Consider the following 18,408-nt stretch of genomic DNA (forward strand, 5'->3'; position numbering starts at 1 on the left):
CGACATGTACACCGCCGCGCTGTTCGACCTAGACGGCACCCTGATCGACACGGAGCCCCGCAGCCATGAAGCGTGGTCGCGGCTCTTCCGCAACCATGGAGTCCCCTACGACGAGGCCACCATCAAGGGCTTCGCCGGCCGGCCCGGCAGAGAGGCGCTCCACGACCACCTCCCGCGCTTCCCCGGCCACACCGCGGACGAACTCTTCGCGGAAGCCCTCGGTTACACGACGCTCCCCGACATGCCTCCCGTCAAAGCCGTACCCGGAGCCCTGGAACTGGTCGTCCGGCTGAAGGGGTTGGGGGTGCCGCTCGGCCTGGTCACCTCGGGCACACGGGAGTACGCCCGGCACGAGCTCGGTGCGGTGGGGGCGTTGGGCTTCTTCGATGTGCTGGTCACGTCGGACGATGTGAGCCGGGGCAAGCCGGATCCGGAGGGATGCCTCAAGTGCTGTGCGGCGCTGGGCGTCGAGCCCTCCACCGTCGTGGTGTTCGAGGACGCCCCGGCCGGGGTGGCGGCGGCGAAGAGCGCGGGCGCCGACTGTGTGGCGATCACCTCCACCCAGTCGCCCGAGGCGCTGGCGGCGGCGGATCTGATCGTCCCGGATCTCACCGGTGTGTCCTGGCCGCCGCAGATCTCGTCCTCCTCGGAGGGCTGAGCCGTGGCGATTCTGGAAGTGGTCGTCACCAGTGCCGAGGAGGCCCTCGTGGCCGTCGCGGGCGGCGCCGACCGGCTGGAGCTGGCGGCGGACATGGAAGCCGACGGTATGACCCCCTCGCTCGCGGAGTTCGTCCGCACCCGGGAGGCCGTCGGCGTTCCGCTGCGCGTCATGCTGCGCGACAAGGGCGGCTTCCAGGCCGCCGACCTCGACGAACTCCGCGCCGAAGCAGCGGCGTTGAGGGCGGCCGGCGCCGAGGAGTTCGTGCTCGGATTCCTCAACCCCGACGGTGCGCCGGACCTGCCCGCGGTCCGCGCCGTGCTCGACGCGGTTGACGGCTGCCGCTGGACGTTCCACCGGGCCGTGGACCACGCGGCCGACCGGACCGCGGTCCGGCGGGCCATCGAGGGGCTGCCCGGCCTCGACACCGTCCTGTCCGCGGGCAGCGCCACCGGTGTCGCGGCGGGCCTGGACACCCTGCTCGCGGAGGCGGACCGACAGGGCGAGCCGGGCTACACCATGGCCGTCATGGCCGGCGGAGGGCTCACCGCGGAGCATGTCCCCGCGCTGCGCGCCCGCGGTGTCGACGCCTTCCACGTCGGTACGTCGGTCCGCCGCCGGGGCTGGGACAGTCCCGTCGACCCGGCCGCCGTACGCCGATGGCAGCGCGTCATCGAGGCGGCGCGGAACGACGCGGGCTGACATGGCGGCCGAGTGCGTGTTCTGCGACATCGTGGCGGGCCGGCTCCATGCGGAGATCCTCTTCGAGGACGAGCGGACCGTCGCCTTTCTCGACAACACCGCGGTGATGGAGGGCCACACCCTCGTCATCCCCAAGCAGCACGCGGCCGACATCTGGGCGGTCTCCGAGGACGACGCGGCGGCCGTGATGCGTACGGTCCACCGCATGGCCGCGGTCCTCGACGGCGTCCTCGAGCCGGACGGCATGACCCTGTTCCAGGCGAACCGGCCCGCGGGCTGGCAGGACGTGTTCCATCTCCACGTCCACCTGGTGCCGCGGCTGGACTCCGACCATCTGCACCGCCCCTGGTACGTGGACCGCGCCGACCCGGCCGCCCTGGCGAGGACCCGCCACCGCATCCTCGCCCCCTGAAACGAGCCTGGAGTACCGCATGCACTACCTCCATCGAGCGGCCTCGAACCGCCCCTACTTCAGCGCGGACGCGGAGACCTACCTCAGTCCGACGCCACTGCGGAAGATCGAGAAAACACGGCCGCTGCGCGTGCTCTCCGAAGAGGACTTCGCGTTCTGGCAGACGTACGGCTATGTCGTCGTCCGCGAGGCGATATCCCCCGCGGCCGCGCAGCGCCTGCTGGAGTTCGCCTGGGACTTCCAGGGACTCGACCCCGACCGCCCCGAAACCTGGTACGAGGAACGGGAGTTCCGCTCCGACCTCGACCGCGACCTGTACGTCTACGGCTTCGTGGAGGCGTACCACCACCAGCTCATCTGGGACAGCCGCCAGACCCAGCGGGTCCACGACGCGTTCGTCGACGTCTGGGACTGCGAGGAGCTGTGGGTCACGCTGGACCGGCTCAACCTCAACCCGCCCAACATCAAGAACCGTTCGCGCTCCCTGATCGAACCCACCGACGAGGGTTTCGACATCGAGCTGCACTGGGACGTGGACACCACCCTCGAGGTGCTGCCGCAGCGCGTCCAGGGCATCATCGCGCTCAACGACACCGCGCCCGAACTGGGCGGCTTCCAGTGCGTGCCGGAGCTGTTCCGGCAGTTCGACCAGTGGCGGGTCGCCCAGCCGGCGGCCCGCGATCCCATCCGGCCCGCGATCGACCGCAGGGACTTCCCGCTGGTCCGGCCCGACCTGCGCGCCGGTGACCTGCTGATCTTCAACGGGCTGCTGGCGCACGGCGTGGCGCCCAACTCCGGCGGCTCGGTCCGCGCGGTCCAGTACCTGTCGATGATGCCCGCACTGGAGGAACACGAGGAGCTGAAGCGCTCGCGCGTCGACTCCTGGCGCACCCTCAGCACACCGGACTGGAACGGGACGTTGCTCGGAGACGCGGTGCGGCACGAGTCGCTCCGGTACGGCGCCGCGACCCTGAACAGCCTCGGCCGGAAAGTCCTGGGCCTGGACTCCTGGGGCGCACGGTGAACCCGCGCGGTGTCTGCCTGGTCCTCCCCACCAACCGGGCGTGTTCCCCCATGATCTCCGCCATCGGCCAGGAGGCGAACCATGCGGCCCGTCACTTCGACGTCGACGTCCACCTGCTGATCCTCGACTCCTGCGACGAGCGCACCTACGCCGAGCACGCCCGAGTCGTGGCCGGGCTGGACCCGGCGCCGAACGTGACCGTCCACCATCTCGACGAGGCCCGCCAGCGGGACTTCCTGCGGACCGTGATCGACCGGGCCCGGCTCCCGAAGCCGGACCTGATGCTCGACCTGATGCTCCCGGCCGACGTCTCCTACGGAGCCTGCACCAACCGCGCCTTCCTGATCGCCGCCGCGCTCGGCTGCCGCTCGGTGCACCGCCGGGACTCGGACGCCAACTACCAGGCCTGGAAGGGCAGTCAGGCCTTCCCCGTACACCCTGAGCTGACCTCGCTGGGAAAGCGCGCTGCCGAGGCATCGGCCGGAGTCTCGGAGACGGACCTCGATCCCGCGTACACCGATCGCCCGGTCTCGATGGTGGGCGGCTCCTTCATCGGTGAACCGTCCGTGGACCTCGGTGAGATGCGGCGACTGGACGCTGCGGTCCACGACAACGTAGTCAGCCTGTGGGCGCCCGGCCACTGGTCGGACGAGCAGAAGCGACAGCTGGTCGAGGAGTCCTTCACCGGAGCGGGCACCGCCCCGTACACCGGGGACCACTCGACGCTCACCCTGGTCGACCCCATGCGGGTGGACATGTGCAACATCGCCTTCGACAGCAGGGTGTACGAGCGGCTGCCGCTGCCACCCGCCCGGAACACCATCGGCAGCGACTACTTCCTCATCCACCTGGTCCACGACGCCACCCTCCCCGGCGTCCTGCACAACCGCCACATCGAGAACTTCCACACCCCGGAACGCCGCGCGGACGCCGGGTTCATGGCCTACCAGACCCGGTTCGTGAAGTTCCTGCTGTCGATGCTCTACTTCCACTTCGTCTACGACCGGATGGCCGCGGCCGGCGCCTCGCTCCTCGACGACCGGCAACAGGTCCGTGCCGAGGCAGTCGCCGAACTCCTGTGGGAGAGCACCGAGTTGGACCGCGCCGAGAACGAATGGCGCCTGGAGCGCGTGGACAGCGCGTACCGCAAGCTGGGGGGCAGATATGCGCGGTTCGCCGAGGCGCTCGCGCCGCGTCGTGCGCGGCTGCTCGACGAGGCCCGGCAGGACATCGAGGACTTCGCGCTGCTGGCCGAGGCCTGGGGCCCGCTGGTGCGGGCGAGCCGGGACACCGGAGTGGTCACGTGAGTGGGCGGCTGAGCCCGCGGCTGCGCGCGGCACTGGCCGCCGCCGCGGAGGACCGCATCGTGTTCGACCTCGACGGCATCGCGGCCCAATACGACGAGCTGGTCCGGGAGTTGCCCGGCCTCGACGTCCGCTTCGCCGTCAAGGCCTGCCCGCTCGACGAAGTGCTGACCCGCCTCGCGGACCAGGGCGCCGGCTTCGACGCGGCGAGCCCCGGCGAGATCGCACTGGCGCTGCGGACCGGCGTACCGGTGGACCGGATCCACTACGGCAACACCGTCAAGTCCGACACCGACATCGCCGAGGCCCACCGGCTCGGCATCCGGGACTTCGCGACCGACAGCATCGAGGACGTCGCCGCGATCGCCGCCCACGCCCCCGGTTCCCGGGTGTTCTGCAGGCTCGCCACCAGCGGAGAAGGGGCGCTGTGGGGGCTGAGCCGGAAGTTCGGCTGCTCGGGGGAGGACGCCGTACGGGTGCTGGAGGCGGCACGGGCGGCGGGCCTGACTCCGGCCGGTCTGTCCCTCCATGTCGGCTCCCAGCAGATGACCACCCGGGCCTGGCGGCAGGCCTTCGACTCGCTGGCCGAGGTGCTGGAGGCGCTGCACCGGCGCGGGATCGTGCCGGACCACGTCAATCTCGGCGGCGGCCTGCCCGCGCTCGGCTATGTCGACCGGCGGGGCAGAAGGCTCGAACCCCCGCTGGACAAGATCTTCGTGGTCATCCGCGAGGGCATCGAACGGCTGAGGAACCTCTCCCCGGCCCCCCTCGACCTCCGCATGGAGCCGGGACGCCATCTGGTCGCCGACCACGGCGCGATCAGGGCGCATGTCTCCCGGCTGACCGAACGACGGCAGCCGGACGGCGAGCGGGCGCGCTGGCTGTACCTGAGCTGCGGAAAGTTCAACGGCCTCTATGAGATGGACCAGTTGCGCTACCGGCTCGTCTTTCCCACTCACCCCGGCACGGAGTACGTGCCCGCGGTCGTCGCCGGTCCCACCTGCGACAGCGACGACGCCTACCCAACGGACCACCCGGTGCGCGTGCCCAGGGCCGCCGCGTCGGGCGACCCGGTCTGGGTGCTGTCCGCCGGTGCGTACGCCACCAGCTATATGACGCGGGGCTTCAACGGCTTCCGTCCGCTTCCGTACACCTGGACCGACGGCCACGGAAGGTCCTGAGCATGCGCATACGGACCATCGCCGACGCCGACTGGCCGGGCGTGGCGGCACTCGAAGCCGCCGTGTACGGGGGCAGTTCGCTGCTGGAGGGGCGGGCCGCGCTGGAGTCGCGGGGCCGCGCCTCACCGAGCACCTGCTTCGTGCTGGACCTCGACGACCGCATCGCGGGCTATGTGCTCGCGTTGTCGTATCCGGCCTTCCGTTACCCGGATCTGGGCCGTTCGGAGCGGAACGTCTTCCGCTCGCCCAATCTCCATCTGCACGACCTCGCCGTCGCCGAGCAGCTGCGCGGCAGGGGGTGGGGCAGCGCCCTCCTGCGCCAACTCACCGTCGCGGCAAGGTCGCAGAGGTATCGGCGGATCTCCCTGATCGCGGTCGGCGGCATGGAGACCTTCTGGTCCGCACACGGCTACCTCACGCACCGCGAGGTCCAACTCCCCCCGAGCTACGGCAAGAACGCGGTCTACATGTCGACGGCACTGCACGGTGCCGAAGCAACGACTCGCAGAAAGCAGGCTGATGTCCGTGTTCCGCGTCCCTAGCGAGTTCCACCGCACGCAATTCGCGATCGCGGCGCTCTTCTGCTTCCTCGGCTTCCAGTACGCCACCTGGGCCGCCCGGCTCCCCGCGCTCAAGACCCGGCTCGACATGACCGAGGAGGAGCTGGGCCTGCTGCTCATGGCCTGCGGTGCGGGCGCCGCTGCCTCGTTCCCGCTGGTCGCGGTACTGATGAGACGGCTCGGCTCCCGACGGCTGGCCCTCGTCTCCGCCCTGTGCCTCGGGGCGCTCCTGCTGGCGCTGTCCGCGGCCCCGAACTACCCGGTCGCGCTGGTGATCATCTGCCTGGACGGGGTCGCCGTAGGCTGCCTCAACGTCGCCATGAACGCGCAGGGCGCCGCCCTGGAGGCCCGCTACCAGCGGACCGCCATGGCGCAACTGCATGCCACCTTCAGCGCCGGATCCCTCGGCGCCGCGCTCCTGGCATCCGGCATCAACGTCCTGACCTCGGCCGTCACGGCACACTTCGCGGTGGCCGCCGTCATCCTGGTCCTCCTGCTCGGCTACGCACAGCCCCGCCTGCTGACCGACGAGCAGCAACAGCCGGAGGAAGAGAAGAAGACCCGTCGCCGAGGACTCGCCCTGCCGTCCGGGCTGACGCTGTGGATGGGCGGCGCCATGGCCTTCGGCACCGTGACCGAAGGCGCCATGAATGACTGGTCGGCGCTCTATATGGAGGACGTCGTCAAGGCGCCGGAGCACCTGGTGCCGATGGGCATCGCCGTCGTCTCGGTCGTGATGGTGCTGGCCCGCCTCATGGCCGACAGCTGGCGCAGCCGCTGGGGCGACGCCCGTATCGTCCGGCTCGGCAGCGCCCTGGCGGGCACCGGACTGGCCCTCGCCCTCCTGGCCGGCGGGGTGGTGCCCACCCTGATCGGATTCGCCTGCGTCGGCCTGGGTGTGGCAGCCGTCACACCATGCGTCTACGTCGCCGCTGCCGCCCGGGGCCCGGAGGCCCTGGCCCTGGTCGCCGCGACGGGCACCACCGGGCTGCTGGCGGGCCCGGCCCTGATCGGCTTCGTCGCCGGTGCCACCAGCCTGGTCTGGGGCATGGCGCTGGTCGCCGCCTCGGCCCTGGCGGTCTCCCTGTGCGCGACCCGGATCCGCTGGAACGCGCCCGCCGTCGAACCCGTGGAGGCGGCGAAGTAGAGCTCCGCGCACCCGGCCGCGGGCAGCGCATCCGACAGCCACCCCGAGCGAATCGTTAAAGTCGGACACAGCACAGGCGCGACGCACAGGCGTTCGAAATGAAAAAACCTGGTCGTTACCTGTTCTGGTTCAGCGTGCTTTTAGGGTGGTACTTGTGGCGCGATCGTTCGAGTCGTTTCAGAGTCCGGCGACGGCTGAGCCTGCCGATTCCGCCGGCTCGCCCCCCTGGGGCGCCGGCGGCTCCCAGCTGAGCGCGCTGCGCTCGGCGGCCGCCCGCATCGGCACCACCCTGGACGAGGACACCACCTGCGCCGAGCTGACCCAGGAGATCGCCGGACAGGTGGGAGCCGCGGTGGCGGTCCTGCGCGAGCGCGGCGAAGGCGACCCGGAGTACGACTGGGTCACCGGGAACCCGGAGATGCTGCCCGACGCCCGCTGGGCCGACGAGGTGGCCCGGAAGGCCGGCGAGAACGACGCCGTACGACTGACCTCCGGCGGCTCCCGGCCCGCCCTGTGCGTGCCCCTCGCCGTCAACGGCCACCGCTACGGCGTGCTGGTCTGCGCCCGGGAAGGGGCGCCCTTCACCCACGCCGAAGAGGAAGTCGTCGCGTTCCTGACCGAGCGCGCCGCCTCGAACATCCGGCACGCGCGCGAGCACGACGCGGTGAGCGGCATCGTCGGCAAGCTCCAGCGGGCCCTGCTCGCCGAACCCGGCCGCCCGCATCCCAACCTCGACGTCGCCATCCGCTATCTGCCCGTCGGACAGCGCGCCCTGGTCGGCGGCGACTGGTGCGAGACCGTACGGCTGCACTTCGGCCGTACGCTGCTCGTCGTCGGCGACGTCATGGGGCACGGCCTGGACGCCGCCGTCGACATGACGGCCTACCGCTCGGCCCTGCGCTACATAGCCTCCGCCGATCTGCCCCCGCACCGAGTGCTGCGCCAACTCGACGACATCGCCTCAGCGGAGCCCGACCGCCGCCCGGCCACCTGCCTCATCGCGCGCGTGGACCCCGTCCGCGGACTGGTCACCCTGGCCAGCGCCGGTCACCTGCCCCCGGCCGTGATCGACGGAGACGGCAAGGTCTCCCTGCTCCCGGTGCCGGTCGGCCCGCCCCTGGGCACCGGGCTCGGCGGCTACGAACCGGCCACCTACCGCCTCGACCCCTCCCAGGCGCTCATGCTCTTCACCGACGGCCTCGTCGAGCGCCGCGGCGAGGACATCGACCAGTCCCTGGACCGGCTGGCCAGGCTCAGCTTCTCGTCCGCCACCGGCGTCCAGGACGTCCTCGACACCGTGCTCGCCCGCCTCGACGCCCGGCACGCCGAGGACGACGTGGCGGTCCTGGCGGCCCGCCTCCAGCATCGCTCCGGGCCCACCTCCGACACCCAGTGGCCGTAGGGCGGCTCACAGCACCTTGCGGTGGACCAGCGCGGAGAGCATGAGCACGCCGGGTATGAGGGGCAGCCAGACCGTCAGCACGCGGTAGCCGATCACGGTCGCCGTGGCCGGTGCCAGGGCGGCGCCGAAGGCGACCATCGTGAACACCAGCGCCGCGTCCACCGGACCGATCCCGCCCGGCGCCGGGACCGCCCCGACCGCCGTACTGGCGGCGAGAAACGCGAACACCATCTGCGCCCACGACAGCGGCAGCCCCAGCGAGGCCCCCACCGAGGCGACCACCCCCGCCTGAAGCAGCGGGGTGACGGCCGCCCCGCCCCACAGCGCGAGCACCCGGCTGGGCATGGTGTGCAGCAGCCGCGCATCGGTCAACGCGGTGTGCAGGAACCCGAGACACCCGCGGCGCAGCGGCCTTACGGTCGCCAGCAGCAGGGCCAGCGTGGCGAGTACGGTCGCCACGCCCACCGCGACCATCAGCAGGGTCCCGCCGTCCGGGACGAGTCCCTCGAGACGGATCAGCTCCGGGGCCGCCAGCAGCAGGGCGAGCAGTACGAACGTCTTCGCAATCGGCTTGACCAGGGAGTACAGGGCGAGCGAGGCGGCGGCCCGGGGCAGGGGTATGCCCTGGCCCTGGAGGAAACGCAGGGTGACGGCGTGCGCGCCGATGCTCGCCGGGAGCACATGGTTCGCGGCGCCCGCCGCGAACTGCGACGCGACCAGCAGCAGCGGCGGCAGCCGCTCCGGGATGGCCCCCTGCCGGACGACGGCGGCGGCGACCCAGGTCAGACAGGCGAAGCCGAGCCCGGCCAGCAGCCACCAGGGGTCGGCGGAGGTCAGCCGGGAGGCACCGGCGTACAGGCCGCGCCAGTCGGCCGCCATCCAGACGCCGATGAGCACGAGCGGCAGGACGGTCAGCACATGACGGGCTAGGCGGGCGGGGGAGGCGGAGTACCGGCGGGCGGGGGCGGCGGCCGCGGTGGGGAGCGGGGCGGCCGGAGCGGGGGCGGGGAGCGGGAGAAGGGACATGGGGCACGTCGTCCTTCCGCGTCACGCCCACGCGGCGCAGGGCGGACGGATCACAAGGCGAAGCAGTGGGGACGAGCGAAAGGTGCCCGCTGGATGTGACGCCGCGGAGTCCGGAAACCGACGGCCCATCGAAGAAACGGGTCAGGGCGCCTGTTGTGTGGGTGCTTGCGGTGCGAACGGTGACGATGAGCCGGAATTCGGGTCGAGTGTCAGTGGGGCGTCGTACGCTGAACCGCGTAAGCGGAGCGCACTCGTGGAGCTACACGGTGTGATCTTGGCGGGTGTGCGCCGGGGCGGAGCGACGACGGGGGAGTGGGGCGATTGGGTACGCGACTGGGGTGGCCCTTACTGATGGACGGGCCGGAGCCGCCCGGCGATCCGCTCGGGGTACTGCACGACGACCGGCCCGAGCCGGAGCGGGTGGCGGCCCTGAGACGGCTCGCGGATCTCGCCGCGGGCGCGGGCCCGGGGGCGCTCAACCGGTATGCGGCGGGGCTGTTGGCCGCGGGGCGCCGCGAGGAAGCGGAACAGGTCTGGGCCCAACTGGTGGCCGGGCGTCCGGACATGGTCGTCGCGCGCTTCAATCTCGCCACCTGCCTCGTCGCGGGCGGCGATGTCGAAGCCTGCGCGCGCGTCCTGCGGGCGTGCCTGGAGGGCGCCCCGCCGGGCAGCAGGGAGTGGCAGTTGGCCGAGCGGCGGCTCGACGACCTGGCCGAGGCCGGTGACGACGCCGAGCGGCAGAACCGGATGCTGAGACTGCGGGTTGCCGCGCTGCGTGAGCGGGTCGCGCTGGGGCTGGCCGAGCCGGGCGACTTCAAGCGGCTGGCGCGGGCGCTGTACGGCCAGATGCATGTCGCCGACAGCGGTGTCACCGGCCGCGACATGCTGGAGGCGGCGCGCCTGGCGTACGCGGCGGAACCGGAGGACCCGGAGGCGCTGGAGGCGTTGGTCCTCGGGCTGCTGGTCGCCGGAACCGAGCGGGAACTGAGCGAGGCGCTACGGAAGTTGGAGAAGGTGGCGCCGCACTCCAGGGCGCTGGGCCTGGCCCGCACCATGCGGACGGACCCCGAGTTCGAGGAGGCGGCCCGCGCCCGCCGGGACACCATGCGGGAAGTGATGCGCCGGGCGGTCGCCGGAGACCGGGCCGCCGAGGACGAACTGCGCGCGGAGAGCCAGAAGTTCGCGGGCAACTTCGAGTACCGCGTCGCGCTGCTCTTCGCCGCGTACCGGCGCGGCGACCACGCGGAGACCCGGCGACTGGCCGACGCGCTCGCCGCCGAGCCGGCCGCCGACCATCACGTCCACTTCCACATCGCCCAGTTCTACTGGTTCCTGGGCGAACACGAGCGCAGCAGACACCACTTCGCGCTCGCCCATCAGACCGCGGCCACAGAGGGGGACCGGGAGGATGCCCGAGAAGCGCTACGCACGGTGGGTGCGGGCACTCCGGAGGAACTCGGGCTCGAATGACGGGCCGGGGGTGAGGGGAGAGGCCTCGGCGCCGAGTGGCACGGAGGGGGGAGGGGCGGCCCCGAGCGGCGCCCCGTCCGTAGAGGCTTGGGGCGAGCCGGGCGCGGGGGCGGTGGGGAGTGGCGGCCCGTACGCAGGGGCGCGCGGGGAGCCGGGTGCGGATGCTGCGGCGGCGCGGGGTGGCGGTGCCTCGCTGGGGGCTCACGGTGAGTCGGGTGGGGCGGCGGTCCCGGGCGGCGGCCGGTCGGCGCAGACCCGCGGCGAGCTGGGCGGGGATGCGGCCGTTGCCCCGCGCGATGGCTTGGCCGCCGAGACCGGTCGTACTCAGCGCGGTGAGCTGGGCGGGGATGCGGCGGCTGCCCGGCGTGGTGGCTCGGTCGCCGAGACCGGTCGTACTCAGCGCGGTGAGCTTGGCGCGGATGCGGCGGCTGCCCCGCGCGGTGGTCCCGCCGTCGAGACCCGCCGTACTCACCGCGGCGAGTTGGGCCCCGATGCCGCAGTAGCCCGGCGCGGCGGCCCCGGCGTCGAGCCTCGTCGTGCTCGCCGCGCCGAGCGTGCCCTCGTTCAAGAGCTCATGGCTGCCGAGACCGCTCAGCGTGCCGATGGGCTGCTCACCGCGCGGGTCGGGCGGTATGACCCCGAGGGGCTGGTGCGTGAGCTTGCGGTGCTGCGGGACGAGTTGAGGGCGGCCGGGCGGCCCGCCGAGGGTGCGTTGGCCGAATTCCATCGGGAGAACGTCGAGCGCAGGCGGCCGTTTCTGGGGCGCGTGGGGCGGATGCTGGACCGGGCCGAGGCGCCCGGAGGCCGGGACCGGCCCGTCGGCTTCCCCGAACCCGTCCACGAACCCCGGCAGTTGCTGGAGCGCGAGGCCTCCGAGCTGACCGGCCGCGGTGACCTCGACGGCGCGCTGGCCGTGCTGCGGCGGGCCGAGCAGGTCCCCGCGACGGACCCGGAGGACATCGTCGGATTCGCCGGACTGCGCTGGCACATCGCCGGAAAGCTGCGCGACGCCGGACGGGCCCGGGAGGCGCTCGCCCTGCTCGACACCGCGCGGCTCGGTCCGCACGACGGCGGCCGGCTCGCCGGGGAGGCGGACACCAACCGGCTGCGCAGCCGCTTCCACCGGCTGCGCGGGCTGCTCTGCGACGACACGGGCGCCTACGAGGACGCCCGGCACTCCTTCCGGGAGGCGATGCAGGCGGGCCGGGCCTGCGGCGACCTGGAGGCCGAGTACCACGCGCACACCGACCTCGCCGCCTCCTACCTCAAGGCGGGCCGGTCCCGGGAGGGCATCAGGGAGTTCCGCCGGGTGCGGGCCTTCGTCGAGGCCAACGGCGGCCGACTGGTCGGCGTGCTCAACAACCTCGGCGGCGCCTATGCGGACGCGGGCGAGAAAGAGGCCGCCCGCGCCTGCTACCGCCGCGCGCTCACGCTCCTGGAGGCCGAGGGCGGCGAGGGCCTGAGCATGGTCACCGCCCTGCTCGGCCTCGGCGACCTCGCCTCCCACGAGGGCGACGAGGAGGAGGCCGTCGAGCTCTACCGCCACGCCCTGCTGAAGAGCATCAGCCCCGTCGCCGGCGTCCTCCACACGGGCCTGCCCCTGGTGCTGACCCGGCTCGACGGCCTGGGCGAGGCCGGGGAGCAACTCCTCGCCATGGCCGAGGTGCTCTGCGAGGAACTCGGCGTCACCTTCGACTCCTGGATGGGCCGGAGCCTGTTCCGCCTGGCCCACGCCGACCGGGACCTGAGAGCCGGACGGTACGCCGAGGCGGTGGCCGACCTGCGCGCCCTGAGCGAACTCGCCGAGCGGCAGGCCCCGGACGTACAGATGCGGCTCATGGTCACCAAGCGGCTGGCCGACGCCCTCGCGCGATGGGCGGCCGAGCGGCCGGTGGCCCGGCAGGAGGCGTTCGACGTCCTGTGGGAGACCCGCGCACGGCTGCTGCGGTCGACCGCGGACGGGACCGGCAACCTGCACGACCGGCCCGCCCTCGTGGCACTCCACCACGGCATCTACGACCGCCTGATCGAGCTGCTCACGGAGCACGGCACCGAACTGCGCACGCCCACCGGCAGGCCCGCGCCCGAGCTCGCTTTCGATCTGCACGAGGAGTACAAGACATGGACCGGCGGCGCCGGCCACGAGCACATCGAGCCCGCCCGCTTCACCGCCCTGCGCGACTGGCTCAGCGCCCACCCGGACGCCGCCGACTGCGCCTATGTGTCGTACTTCTGCGGACACGGCACGCTCACTGCCTTCGTCCACCTCCCCGGGACCGGCAGGCTCACCCACGTCCGGGTGCCCTTGGGAAGGGGCACCCTGCGGCAGGCCGCCGAGCGGCTGCGCCGGACCTTCGACGGCGACCCGGACGCCTTCCCGCCCCTCGGTCCGCTCCCGGCCCGGCGGCCCTGGCGGCGCCGCCTCGACTTCCTCGCCGACCTGGCGCCCGGGCTGCTCGCCGTACTGCCGGAGGTGGCCGGGCGGGAGCTGCTGTGCGTGGCGGCCGACGGCCCCGTGCACGACCTGCCCCTGCACGCGCTGCCCCTGCCCGACGACGGCCGCCCCCTGATCGAACGCCACGCCGTCGTCCAGGTCACCGGCGCCACCACCCTGCTCCGGCTGGCCGCCCTCCCACCCGCGCACGGCGGCCCGGCGGTGTACGTCGGCGCGGTGGCCGACCGCGACGACCCCGAGCCCGAGCGTCTCGAACGGGACGCGGACCTCGTGGCGGCCGCGGGTCGTCCGGTCACCGGGGCAGCCGGCATCGAGGCCACCCCCGACGCGGTCGCGGCCGGTCTCGCCACCGCGTCCGTGGCGCATCTGGCGGCGCACGGCTGGTTCGACCCCGCCGAGCCGATGGACTCCGGAGTGTTCCTGGCACACGGCGGCCGACGGCCCGCCCGGGACCCGTACGCCGTGGACGTGGGGACCCGGCTCGACCATCTGCTCACCGCCCGGCGGCTGGCCCGCGAGGGGCTCCGGCTCGACCTGCTGACCCTGCGCGCCTGCTCGACCGCGCGCCGGGACGCCCGGAGCACAGGGCAGCTGGAGGGCATCGTCCAGGCCCTGCTCAACTCCGGCGTGCGGACGGTCGTGGCCACGCACTGGGACGTGGACGACACCAGTTCCCGCAGGCTGTTCGCGGACTTCCACCGTCGGCTCGCGGACTCGGACGAACCGCCCTGGCGGGCCCTCTGGCAGGCACAGCGCGCCATGCTGCACCAGCCCGAGGACCCCTGGGAGACCCACCCCTTCCACTGGGCCGCACCGGCCCTGTTCGGCCTTTGGAGGCACCCATGACCGCGCCCCTCGTCGCCGATCTCGACGAACGCTCCCTGCTGCTGGCCCTCCAGGAGGTGACGGAGGAACTGACCGCCGAGACCCCGCCCGAGGCGCTGCCCATGGACCAGGACGAGGCGAACGCGCTGCTGACGGCCCTGCTGCAAGCCGGCGGCCACGGCGGCACGGGCCTCGCGGAGCTCGACGAGTACGAGCAGTACGCCGCCGCCCGCCGTGTCCTCGTCGCGCTCGCCGAGGATCCCGGGACCCGCGCGGCGGCGGCGCCCGTGCTCGCGGACCCGCCCGCCGACACCCGTCTCGGGGCCGACCTCGCGGTGCCCGCGCTGGCCGCGGTGGCGGGCGTGGTGGCCTGGCTGCAGACCAAGGTGGACGTACGGATCAAGCGGAAGGACGGGAAGACGGAGTTCGAGTTCCGGGTGGTGAAGGAGGCCGCCTCCGCCGGGCTGCTCAAGGAGCTGGCGGGAGCCGTTCTCCGGCTGTGGAACGGCCCCCCTCAGCAGTGACCTTTACGCCTTGCGGCCCACTCCGCAGTAGGCGTCCACGGCGACCTCGGGAGCCGCCGGGCCGGTCTCGTCCGGGCGCCACTCGGTGACCTGGACGATGCCCGGCTCCACCAGCTCCAGGCCGTCGAAGAAGCCGCCGATCTCCTCGATGCTGCGCACGTAGTACGGCACCGCGCCGCTCGCGTTGTAGGCCTCCGACGCGGCGATCATGCCCTCGCTGGTGGCCGTGCTGTCGCTGATCACCAGATAGCTGCCCGACGGCAGGCCCGCCATCAGCCGCTGCACCAGGTCCTTGGCCTGCGCGTGCTCGGCGACATGGCCCAGGGTGTTGAGAATCATCAGCGCGACCGGCTGGGACAGGTCGAGGGTCTCCTCGGCGGCCGCGAGGACGGCCTTCGGGTCGTACAGGTCCGCGTCCAGATAGGCCGTCCTGCCCTCGGGGGTGCTGGTGAGCAGGGCGTTGGCGTGGGCCAGCACGATGGGGTCGTTGTCGACGTAGACGATCCGGGCGTCCGGGGCGACGCGCTGGGCGACCTCATGGGTGTTGTCGGCGGTGGGCAGACCGGTGCCGATGTCCAGGAACTGGCGAATGCCCTGCTCCCCGGCCAGATGACGGACGGCACGGCCCAGGAAGTGCCGGCTGGTGACCGCGACATCGACCAGACCGGGGAAGATCTCCTTGATGTGGTCGCCGATCTCCCGGTCGACCTCGTAGTTGTCCTTGCCGCCGACGAAGTAGTTCCAGAAGCGCGCGGAGTGCGGCTTCGTCGTGTCGATGCGGGCGCGTATCTCCTTCGACGCACGGATCTGAGGATCGACGTCCGACACGGTGCGGCCTCCTGCGGTGGCTTCGTTGATCAGGTGGTGCCCAACCTAGGCGAACTGAGTTTCGCCGTATGCGGCTTGGGTACCCAGAGTCCCGCGAACAGTCGATTTTCGGCCACCTTGATTGAACTGTTGACGAGGGCGATCAAGGGACCAGCCAGCGCGGTACCCGCCCGACAGGAGCACACTGTGAGTGTGCTGTCGGTGCTCTCCAGGGGGTGTCGGCCGATGGCTGAGACACGGTACGAGCGCATACGGATGTGGCGGTGGCGGCGCAGCCCGCTGAGGCGGCGCTGCGATCTCGTCGAGGCCTGGGTGGTGCTCGGCGGCTGGGTGCTGGCCCTGGTGGGCGGGGTACTGGCGGGCTTCCTCGCGGTCGGCGCGGTGGAGCGGGCCGCCGAGGAGCAGCGGGCGCAGAGCCGGCAGGTGTCGGCGGTGGTGGTGGAGGACGCGGACGACAAGGTGCCCGCACGGGTACCGGCCGACTACCGGGTGTGGGCCAAGGTGAGCTGGACCGGCCCCGACGGCACCACCCACACCGACGACGCGCGCGTGTCGCCCAAGACCAAGGCCGGGACCAAGGTCCCCGTCTGGACCGACGGCGATCGGGTCACGGCCGAGCCCCTGAGCAGCGGCGAGATCAAACTGCACGCCATCTCCGGCGGCGCATTGGCGGCCCTGTGCACGGCCGGGGGCGTCCTCTGCACGCTCTGGTGTGTCCGGCAGCTGATGGAGCGCCGCCGTCTCGCACAGTGGGCCCTGGAATGGGAGCGGATCGACACCCGCAACGGCTGGAAGACCGGCTGATCGCCCGGGCGAGGGCACCGGCCCACGCATGTTCACGCAGCCCCGCGCTAGAAACTCGTCGGAAAACGACGTAGAAAACGATGTCAGCACCACACAGGTGTGAGCACGACACAGCGGAGAGCGGGGTAGCGCGCATGGCGGGGCCGGACGCGTTCGCGGAGTATCTGACCGGCTACTCCGGCATCCTCGCCGACGCCTCCGCGACCGGCCGTCGGCTCACCCGCGCGGAACTCGACTCCCGCCGTGTCCTGGGCGAGCGGGCCGCCGAGGCCGGGCTCGGACTGCGCGCCATGGTCGCCGCCCACATGGCCGAGACCCGCGCCCACCGGCCGACGGGGAACGGCATCTCCGTGGACGCCGTCCTGGCCGCCGCCGCCCAGGCCCTGGACGCCTTCGCCGAGGGCTATGAACGCGCCCAGCGGGACGCCGTACGCCAGGAGGAGGCCGCCCGCCGGGAGTTCGTGGACGATCTGCTGTACGGCCGCAGCGACCTCGGCCTGCTGGCGCAGCGCGCGGAGCGCTACGGGCTGCGGCTGTCGCACGCGCACGCCGTCGCCGTGGCCCGCGGCCGGACCGCCTACGACGACGGCGACCCCGTTCCCCGCGAGGTGGAGCGCGGGCTGATCGGCCGGTTCGGGGACCGCAGCATCCTGCTCACCACCAAGGACGGCCGGATGGTCTGCATCGCCCCCGGCCACCACGACGATGTCCTCACCCACTTCGCCAAGCACGCCCACGCCGCCACCGACGGCGGCCAGGTGGCGATCGGCCGGGCGCACACCGGACCGGCCGGTGTCGTCCAGTCGTACGAGGAGGCCCTGAACGCCCTCGATCTCGCCGAACGCCTGGACCTCACCGAGCCGGTGCTGCACGCCTCCGACCTGCTGGTCTACCCCGTCCTCACCCGGGACCGGCAGGCCATGGCCGATCTGGTGGCCAGCACGCTCGGCCCGATGCGCCGGGCCCGCGGCGGCGCCCGGCCGCTGCTGGACACGCTCACCGCCTATTTCGACTCCGGCTGTGTGGCCGCGGAGGCGGCCCGCCGGCTGTCGCTCAGCGTGCGGGCCCTGACCTACCGCCTGGACCGCGTCCGCCAGCTGACCGGCGCGGACCCGGCCGACCCGGTGCAGCGGTACACGCTCCAGACCGCGGTGATCGGGGCACGGCTGCTGGACTGGCCGGCGAAGCCGCTGTGAGCGGACCTCAGCCGACCGTGCCGCTCGGACTCGGCTGGGGGGAGGCCGTGTTGACGTTCAGGTCCGGGCGGGGCTTGAGGACCAGGACGGGGGAGCCGGGCTGCGGCGGGGGCGGGGTGAGCTGGTCCTTCGGCAGCTTCGGGGGCGTCGTCTGCTGGAAGTTGATCTGGTCGTAGTTGACCAGGCCGGTCTTCTCCAGCACGGTGATGTGGTCCAGGACCGTGTCGTTGGCCAGGTCCGCCAGCTGCCGGACCAGTGTGTTCTGGGTGCTTGCGCGGATCTTGGCGATGACCGGGAAAATCTGGCCGTGGGTCACGCGCATGATGGTGACCGCGGTGGAGTCGAACTCCTTGCCGCTCTTGGAGTCCACGGTCGCCACGAACTGCTGCTGCTGCGGACTGGCCTGGTTGGGCAGCGTGACACCGAGCTCGGGCGCGATCTTGCGGCACAGCTCGTCGAGGCCCGAGTGCCCGACGATCAGATGCGCGCCCGCCTCCTTCATCGCCGCGCTGGTGCCACGCTGCATCGCCATCTCGCCGAGCGGGTACTCCCACAGTCCGGCCGCCCGCACCTTGACCACGAAGTCCCGGTCCGCCTCGGTCAGCGGCCCGTACTGGGTGTTGGCGATGATGCGGGACGTGTCGGACGAGGTGTTCTCCACCCCGAGCATCGCGGGGTACGCGAGAGCGGAGAGGGTGAGCACCAGGGCGCCGCCGACGAAGACGGTTCCCGCCGTGCTGCGCGAGATGCGCATCGGACCTCCTGAGGCGAACGGCTCGGACATCAGGAGATACGGGCGGGCTGCGCCAAACAATCATCGCCGCCGGTAAAACTTCCCGGCGCCAAGGGGTGTCGTACGTCACACCCGCGGCAAGCTCCGTGTCCTATCA

18 protein-coding genes are annotated in these 18,408 nt (G+C 72.4%); 15 read left to right on the plus strand and 3 right to left on the minus strand.

All coding sequences use genetic code 11. The features are described from left to right. The first annotated feature begins 4 nt into the window (after positions 1-4). From OHT76_RS32845 to OHT76_RS32885, 9 genes are all read left to right on the plus strand, one after another. A complete protein-coding gene (locus OHT76_RS32845) occupies positions 5-658 on the plus strand; it encodes an HAD family hydrolase (protein ID WP_328874467.1) in 654 nt (217 codons plus the stop codon). A gap of 3 nt (positions 659-661) precedes the next feature. Then, positions 662-1,360 (plus strand): copper homeostasis protein CutC, encoded by a 699-nt coding sequence (locus OHT76_RS32850; RefSeq protein ID WP_328874468.1) that lies wholly within the window; start codon positions 662-664, stop codon positions 1,358-1,360. Position 1,361: 1 nt separating this feature from the next. Next, a complete protein-coding gene (locus OHT76_RS32855; protein WP_328874469.1) occupies positions 1,362-1,772 on the plus strand; it encodes an HIT family protein in 411 nt (136 codons plus the stop codon). A 19-nt stretch (positions 1,773-1,791) separates the two neighbouring features. Beyond that, positions 1,792-2,796: a phytanoyl-CoA dioxygenase family protein gene (locus OHT76_RS32860; protein ID WP_328874470.1), complete on the plus strand. Its 1,005-nt coding sequence runs from the start codon at positions 1,792-1,794 to the stop codon at positions 2,794-2,796. Positions 2,797-2,846: 50 nt separating this feature from the next. Next, a complete protein-coding gene (locus OHT76_RS32865) occupies positions 2,847-4,103 on the plus strand; it encodes a DUF6271 family protein (protein ID WP_328874471.1) in 1,257 nt (418 codons plus the stop codon). After that, on the plus strand, positions 4,100-5,281 hold the full coding sequence (locus OHT76_RS32870; RefSeq protein ID WP_328874472.1) for a type III PLP-dependent enzyme: 1,182 nt from the start codon (positions 4,100-4,102) through the stop codon (positions 5,279-5,281). The genes OHT76_RS32865 and OHT76_RS32870 overlap by 4 nt, the downstream gene beginning before the upstream one ends. A 2-nt stretch (positions 5,282-5,283) precedes the next feature. After that, positions 5,284-5,823, plus strand: a complete 540-nt coding sequence (locus tag OHT76_RS32875) for a GNAT family N-acetyltransferase (protein ID WP_328874473.1) — start codon at positions 5,284-5,286, stop codon at positions 5,821-5,823. Continuing rightward, a complete protein-coding gene (locus OHT76_RS32880) occupies positions 5,801-6,988 on the plus strand; it encodes an MFS transporter (protein ID WP_328874474.1) in 1,188 nt (395 codons plus the stop codon). The genes OHT76_RS32875 and OHT76_RS32880 overlap by 23 nt, the downstream gene beginning before the upstream one ends. Positions 6,989-7,142: 154 nt before the next feature. Continuing rightward, positions 7,143-8,390: a PP2C family protein-serine/threonine phosphatase gene (locus OHT76_RS32885; RefSeq protein WP_328874475.1), complete on the plus strand. Its 1,248-nt coding sequence runs from the start codon at positions 7,143-7,145 to the stop codon at positions 8,388-8,390. A 6-nt stretch (positions 8,391-8,396) separates the two neighbouring features. On the opposite strand, the gene OHT76_RS32890 is transcribed toward OHT76_RS32885, so the two are convergent. Further along, complete coding sequence (locus OHT76_RS32890; protein WP_328874476.1) at positions 8,397-9,416, minus strand: lysylphosphatidylglycerol synthase transmembrane domain-containing protein; 1,020 nt, start codon at positions 9,414-9,416, stop codon at positions 8,397-8,399. A 351-nt stretch (positions 9,417-9,767) separates the two neighbouring features. Here OHT76_RS32890 and OHT76_RS32895 point away from each other — a divergent pair, with 351 nt between their 5' ends. The 4 genes from OHT76_RS32895 to OHT76_RS32910 all read left to right on the plus strand — a co-directional run bounded on the left by OHT76_RS32895 (position 9,768) and on the right by OHT76_RS32910 (position 14,690). Beyond that, on the plus strand, positions 9,768-10,886 hold the full coding sequence (locus tag OHT76_RS32895) for a tetratricopeptide repeat protein (RefSeq protein WP_328874477.1): 1,119 nt from the start codon (positions 9,768-9,770) through the stop codon (positions 10,884-10,886). 119 nt (positions 10,887-11,005) lie between these two features. Beyond that, positions 11,006-11,389, plus strand: coding sequence for a hypothetical protein (locus OHT76_RS32900; protein WP_328874478.1), 384 nt, complete (start codon positions 11,006-11,008; stop codon positions 11,387-11,389). A gap of 71 nt (positions 11,390-11,460) precedes the next feature. Further along, positions 11,461-14,187, plus strand: coding sequence for a CHAT domain-containing tetratricopeptide repeat protein (locus tag OHT76_RS32905; protein WP_328874479.1), 2,727 nt, complete (start codon positions 11,461-11,463; stop codon positions 14,185-14,187). Beyond that, positions 14,184-14,690, plus strand: coding sequence for a hypothetical protein (locus OHT76_RS32910; protein WP_328874480.1), 507 nt, complete (start codon positions 14,184-14,186; stop codon positions 14,688-14,690). Before OHT76_RS32905 ends, OHT76_RS32910 begins: the two co-directional genes overlap by 4 nt. Before the next feature lie 3 nt (positions 14,691-14,693). On the opposite strand, the gene OHT76_RS32915 is transcribed toward OHT76_RS32910, so the two are convergent. Continuing rightward, positions 14,694-15,518: an SAM-dependent methyltransferase gene (locus tag OHT76_RS32915; RefSeq protein ID WP_328874481.1), complete on the minus strand. Its 825-nt coding sequence runs from the start codon at positions 15,516-15,518 to the stop codon at positions 14,694-14,696. Between the two features lie 225 nt (positions 15,519-15,743). Between OHT76_RS32915 and OHT76_RS32920 the strand changes: the two genes are divergently transcribed. After that, on the plus strand, positions 15,744-16,322 hold the full coding sequence (locus OHT76_RS32920) for an Rv1733c family protein (protein WP_328874482.1): 579 nt from the start codon (positions 15,744-15,746) through the stop codon (positions 16,320-16,322). Positions 16,323-16,456: 134 nt separating this feature from the next. Beyond that, positions 16,457-17,518 carry a PucR family transcriptional regulator gene (locus tag OHT76_RS32925; protein WP_328874483.1) on the plus strand — a complete coding sequence of 354 codons (1,062 nt, stop codon included), beginning with the start codon at positions 16,457-16,459 and terminating at the stop codon, positions 17,516-17,518. A 7-nt stretch (positions 17,519-17,525) separates the two neighbouring features. Here the strand turns inward: OHT76_RS32925 and OHT76_RS32930 are convergent, their stop codons facing one another. Then, positions 17,526-18,272 (minus strand): DUF4142 domain-containing protein, encoded by a 747-nt coding sequence (locus OHT76_RS32930; RefSeq protein ID WP_328874484.1) that lies wholly within the window; start codon positions 18,270-18,272, stop codon positions 17,526-17,528. Positions 18,273-18,408: the final 136 nt, after the last annotated feature.

It is taken from the genome of Streptomyces sp. NBC_00287 (assembly GCF_036173105.1).
Lineage (GTDB): Bacteria > Actinomycetota > Actinomycetes > Streptomycetales > Streptomycetaceae > Streptomyces.

Coding starts and splice junctions, on each gene's coding strand:
- OHT76_RS32845 (WP_328874467.1), top strand. CDS start 5: ATGTACACCGCCGCGCTGTTCGACCTAGACGGCACCCTGATCGACACG.
- OHT76_RS32855 (WP_328874469.1), top strand. CDS start 1,362: ATGGCGGCCGAGTGCGTGTTCTGCGACATCGTGGCGGGCCGGCTCCAT.
- OHT76_RS32860 (WP_328874470.1), top strand. CDS start 1,792: ATGCACTACCTCCATCGAGCGGCCTCGAACCGCCCCTACTTCAGCGCG.
- OHT76_RS32865 (WP_328874471.1), top strand. CDS start 2,847: ATGATCTCCGCCATCGGCCAGGAGGCGAACCATGCGGCCCGTCACTTC.
- OHT76_RS32875 (WP_328874473.1), top strand. CDS start 5,284: ATGCGCATACGGACCATCGCCGACGCCGACTGGCCGGGCGTGGCGGCA.
- OHT76_RS32880 (WP_328874474.1), top strand. CDS start 5,801: ATGTCCGTGTTCCGCGTCCCTAGCGAGTTCCACCGCACGCAATTCGCG.
- OHT76_RS32890 (WP_328874476.1), bottom strand. CDS start 9,416: ATGTCCCTTCTCCCGCTCCCCGCCCCCGCTCCGGCCGCCCCGCTCCCC.
- OHT76_RS32895 (WP_328874477.1), top strand. CDS start 9,768: ATGGACGGGCCGGAGCCGCCCGGCGATCCGCTCGGGGTACTGCACGAC.
- OHT76_RS32905 (WP_328874479.1), top strand. CDS start 11,461: ATGGCTGCCGAGACCGCTCAGCGTGCCGATGGGCTGCTCACCGCGCGG.
- OHT76_RS32910 (WP_328874480.1), top strand. CDS start 14,184: ATGACCGCGCCCCTCGTCGCCGATCTCGACGAACGCTCCCTGCTGCTG.
- OHT76_RS32920 (WP_328874482.1), top strand. CDS start 15,744: ATGGCTGAGACACGGTACGAGCGCATACGGATGTGGCGGTGGCGGCGC.
- OHT76_RS32925 (WP_328874483.1), top strand. CDS start 16,457: ATGGCGGGGCCGGACGCGTTCGCGGAGTATCTGACCGGCTACTCCGGC.
- OHT76_RS32930 (WP_328874484.1), bottom strand. CDS start 18,272: ATGCGCATCTCGCGCAGCACGGCGGGAACCGTCTTCGTCGGCGGCGCC.